Source organism: Clostridium sp. UBA4395, assembly GCF_002390995.1.
In the GTDB taxonomy this organism is placed as follows: Bacteria; Bacillota; Clostridia; order Clostridiales; family Clostridiaceae; genus Clostridium_J; species Clostridium_J sulfidigenes.
Window position 1 is genome coordinate 1 of the sequence record NZ_DGRF01000058.1, and the last position, 4587, is coordinate 4587.

At 29.3% G+C, this 4587-nt stretch carries 5 protein-coding genes; 4 read left to right on the forward strand and 1 reads right to left on the reverse strand.

Features of this window, described 5'->3' with window-relative positions:
• The 4 genes from B2694_RS10770 to B2694_RS10785 all read left to right on the forward strand — a co-directional run.
• Positions 1–391, forward strand: a 391-nt coding sequence (locus tag B2694_RS10770) for a GntR family transcriptional regulator (RefSeq protein ID WP_346885736.1), incomplete at its 5' end; no start/stop codon positions are given.
• A 2-nt stretch (positions 392–393) separates the two neighbouring features.
• Positions 394–1161: an ABC transporter ATP-binding protein gene (locus B2694_RS10775; protein ID WP_346885737.1), complete on the forward strand. Its 768-nt coding sequence runs from the start codon at positions 394–396 to the stop codon at positions 1159–1161.
• A gap of 9 nt (positions 1162–1170) precedes the next feature.
• A complete protein-coding gene (locus tag B2694_RS10780) occupies positions 1171–1887 on the forward strand; it encodes a hypothetical protein (protein ID WP_346885738.1) in 717 nt (238 codons plus the stop codon).
• Between the two features lie 28 nt (positions 1888–1915).
• Positions 1916–2830 carry a DUF4097 family beta strand repeat-containing protein gene (locus B2694_RS10785; protein WP_346885739.1) on the forward strand — a complete coding sequence of 305 codons (915 nt, stop codon included), beginning with the start codon at positions 1916–1918 and terminating at the stop codon, positions 2828–2830.
• 192 nt (positions 2831–3022) lie between these two features.
• Here the strand turns inward: B2694_RS10785 and B2694_RS10790 are convergent, their stop codons facing one another.
• Entirely contained in the window at positions 3023–4384 is a 1362-nt protein-coding gene (locus tag B2694_RS10790) for a short-chain fatty acid transporter (RefSeq protein ID WP_346885740.1), read from the reverse strand.
• Between the last annotated feature and the right edge of the window lie 203 nt (positions 4385–4587).

Genomic DNA, 4587 nt, shown 5'->3' on the forward strand with positions numbered 1-4587 from the left:
TGAGTTCATTATACAAGGTGATGAAATGGAGTTAGAATTAAACTCAAAGGAACCTATATATATTCAGATAAAAAATTACATGAAAATGAAAATTGTTTCTGGAGAACTAAAAAAGGGGGAGAGATTATTGTCTGTTAGAGATTATGCCAGTGAACTCAAAGTTAACCCAAACACTATATTAAGAGTTTATTCTGAACTTGAAAATGAAGGATTAATAAATACTCAAAGGGGTATCGGAAAATTTTTAACAGAGGATGAAACTATAATAGAAAATCTAAGAAAAGAATATTCTAAAGAATTACTAAGGGATTTTATCCACAAAAGTAAAACCTTAGGGTTTTCTAAAGAAGAAATTTTAGAACTAATTATGAATATGTATGAGGAGGAATAATCTTGAAGAATGACGCAACTACCATAGTAACTAAAGATGAACTTTTAAATAATGTTGATTTAAACACATTCAGTGATAATGTACTAGAAATAACTACTCTATCCAAAAATTTTGGAGCTAAGCATGTTTTAAATGAAATAAGTTTTAACTTAAAAAAAGGAAAAGTTCTTGGAATCCTTGGACCAAACGGTCAAGGAAAAACAACCTTGTTAAATGTTATATCCGGACTCTTTAAACCCACTCTAGGAACTGTAACTATTAACGGCATGTTAGTTGGTAGGGAAACTAAACAGTTTGTTTCATACCTACAGGAAAAAGATTATCTATTTAAGTGGATGAAGGTAAATGATGCTCTTAAGTTTTATAAAGATTTCTTTTATGATTTTAATGAATCTAAAGCTTTAAGTTTATTAAAATTTATGAATATCCAAACAGATGCAAAACTTAAATCATTATCTAAAGGAATGTTAGAAAAGGTTGCTCTTAGCCTAACCTTAAGTAGAAATTGTAACTTATATATCCTTGATGAACCTATTTCTGGAGTTGATATTATAAGTAGAGATAAGATAATTAATGCAATTATAGATAATTTAGATAGTAATGCTTCAATGATAATTACAACTCATTATGTAGGAGAACTTGAGCAGATTTTTGATGAAGTAATATTTTTAGGTGATGGCTCAATAATTGAAAAAGGCGATGCAGAAGAATTACGTATAAAGTACGGTACGTCTATAGACAAAATATATAGAAAGGTATTTGCAGAATAGGTGAATATTATGGAAAATAAAATAATTAAAAATAAATCAATTAAAATAAAAAATATTTTTAGTATAGCTAAATATTCTTTTAGGACCTTGAGAATTATGTATTTAATAGAAGCTATCATTCTAGTTTTAGCTCTTGGGTCAAGCTCATTTTTGTCTAAGTTCACTCAAGGATTAGATCTAATACCAGCTGTTTCAATTCTTATCGCTACGAATTTCATAGCTCATATAATAATATTTTCTATGCAATTATCAAAGGAATATGGGCGACTTTTATTTTTAGCTCCTATATCTGGTATAGATTTTATTCTAGGTAATCTTTTAGAATTAATTTTTATAAATCTTTTTATTACTATAATTGTAGCTTTAGGTGCTATGGTTAACTCTGGCAATTTTCCATCCATAGTTCTTAATATTTCATTATCTATGTCCTTAGGTACTATTATAAGTTATTTAATTATAACTGCATTAATCGCAATACTAGGTTCTTATATTAGAAGCACTGCTTTATGCGTATTGGCTGTAATAGGTGCTAGTATTGTTGGAAATATTATTTACTCCTTTATAGCTAATTTAATATTATACTTTTTACCTTATATGTATATGACTATAGGTAAATATGGAGCTATTGAATTAGATATATTTGCAATAATTATAGATATATTAGCCCTAATTATACTTCAAATAGTTGCTGCCAATAGAATAGACAAAAAACTAGATATAATTTAATTAATTTATTAAAATAGAGGTGTTTTTTATGAAGAAGAAACTTTTTATTATAATTCCTACTCTAATACTTACGACTACTCTTCTTGTAGGTTGTAATGTAGAGTTTGGTGTGAAATCTCGACCTAAGAATAGTAATTCAGTGAATTTTAATAATGATAAATTATTTGGTAATCTCGGTACAGACTTTCTAGATAATTTAGATGATATTAGTAATAACTTTGATGACTTTGATGATAATGGAAACTTAACCACCTATGATGAAGACATATCCAAAACCATTCCTATGAAAAATATAGAAGATATAGATATTGAAATTCATGCTTCTAATGTAAATATTAACTCTGTTGACAGTTCAGATTTTACTATAACTTGCAGGGGATCTAGTTCCTTTGTAGATAAAACCACAATTGATGTTATAGGAAATACCCTCAACATTAAAGAACATGGTTTAAATTCTTCTATAAACTTAGGCTTTTTTAATAAATCTACATCTAGAGAAGTTACTATTAATATTCCTAAAGATTTTAATAAGGATTTAGAATTACATGGTGGTGCTGGTAACATTTCTATTAATGGAATAAATATTAATAAATTAAAGGTTGAAGGTGGTGCTGGAAATCTTACCTTGAAAGATATAGTTTTTCAAGATCTAAAGCTTGAACAAGGAGTTGGAAATACAACCTTAGATCTTTCTAGCAAATGTGGTGATATAGATATTGATGGTGGTGTAGGTAATCTTTCCATTATCTTTGCTGAAGTTGGAGGAGACTTAACTTATAATGGTGGTGTAGGTAAAACTGTTATATCTATTCCAAATAATTCTCCTGTAAAGCTAGATACTTCTACTGGTATAGGTAGCATAGATATAAATGCCAAAACTTCTGGTGAAGATATATACACCTTTGATCTAAATGTAGGAGTAGGTAATCTGGTTGTTAACTAACTAATTTATCATAAATAACGTAGTGTGAAAAAATATTGAGCAAGTGCTTATATTATTAAGGCTAAAGCGCCTAGTAATATTAAAGTACATGCTCAATATTGTATATAAGATTATTTATATATTTTTATAAAAGTCCTTCGTATTATATTGTAGACAGCATTTATTCTAAGTATGTAGATTTATAAAATAATTCTACATCCCTATAACAATAAGGCCTACTGCAATTATCACTCCTGAGTATAATAAATCTATTATACAGTATCCCATAATATCCTTTGCTCCTAGACCTGCTATTCCAAGTGCTGGCAAAGCCCAGAATGGTTGAATCATATTTGTCCATGCATCTCCCCAAGCAATTGACATTGCTGTTTTAGCCGTGCTTACTCCAAGTTTTGCTCCAGCTGGCATCATAATAGGCGCTTGTACAGCCCATTGTCCACCACCAGATGGTACAAAGAAATTAACTAATCCTGCACTTAAAAATGAGAACATTGGGAATGTAACTTTATTTGAAATAGTTACAAACACATTTGACATCAATACAGCTAAAGATATTCCCTCTGCATTTGCTCCTGTCATCATTCCCATTATACCTGCATAAAATGGAAACTGAAGTAATATAGGACCTGCTCCTTTAGCGCCCTCCATTAGAGCATTTATAAATCGCTTAGGAGTTCCATGTAACAAAATGCCTAAAAATAAAAATATAAAGTTTACTATGTTAAGATTTAAATTAAATCCTGAAGTAATAAAATAATATATTATATAGGTAAATCCCATTATTGAAATTAACCAAGTAACTATCTTACTATTTTCTAACTTATCAGCTGGAGTCATATTTTCCTTTGGCATATCTACAAATACTTCTTCATCCTCTAACAAGCCTTTGTCTATAACTATAACATTGCCTTTATCTGGGTGCATAGCTCTATTTATAAGTGGTAGAGTTACTACTAAAACTCCTACTATAACTAAATTACATAGTGAAAATATAGTTTCGGTAGTTGGTACTCCCGCAGCACTTACTGCTCCTGCTGTAGCTTTAACTAAAGATTCTCCCCCAGTGGCAAGAGTTAATGGAATTGATGCTGATAGTCCAGCATGCCATAATAAGAAACCTGAATAAGCTGAAGCTATTAAAAGCCTATAGTCAACACCATCTACTTCTTTTGCAAGTTCTTTTGCAAATATTGCTCCTATAACTAATCCAAATCCCCAGTTTAATATACATGCTATAGAAGATACAAAAGTAACTAATAAGATTGCTTGGGTTGGTGTTTTGGGGATTCTAGCTAGTTTCTTTGTAATTTTTTTAAATGCTGGTGCACTAGCTAAAGTATGACCAAAAACAAGAACCAATGCCATTTGCATTGCAAATGCTAATAAACTCCAAAATCCATTTGTCCAATGAATAATCATAGATAATGGAGATTGTCCTGTGAATAAAACACCTGAAATAAAGATTATGAAAGTTAAAATGATACAAAATAAAAATGGATCTGGTAGGTAATTTTGAACTAATTTAACACAACCATTTGTAAATTTTTTAAACATTTTCTTTCCCCCTTAATAAATATATGGATTTCTTTATATCAGCAAATAGTTATATTTTTTATGTAGCTATTTGTTGCTATCAATTATATTACTTTCATTGGTATAGTTAAATTTTTAACTATATTGACTACTTCAAGTCATGTATACCCAATCCATGTTTAGTATACCATATTTTCAATATTTCGTTGAATGAAAAACTAACT

Bases quoted from the DNA above. Each gene is read 5' to 3' on its own strand.
- B2694_RS10780 (WP_346885738.1), top strand. From the start codon at position 1,171: ATGGAAAATAAAATAATTAAAAATAAATCAATTAAAATAAAAAATATT.
- B2694_RS10785 (WP_346885739.1), top strand. From the start codon at position 1,916: ATGAAGAAGAAACTTTTTATTATAATTCCTACTCTAATACTTACGACT.
- B2694_RS10790 (WP_346885740.1), bottom strand. From the start codon at position 4,384: ATGTTTAAAAAATTTACAAATGGTTGTGTTAAATTAGTTCAAAATTAC.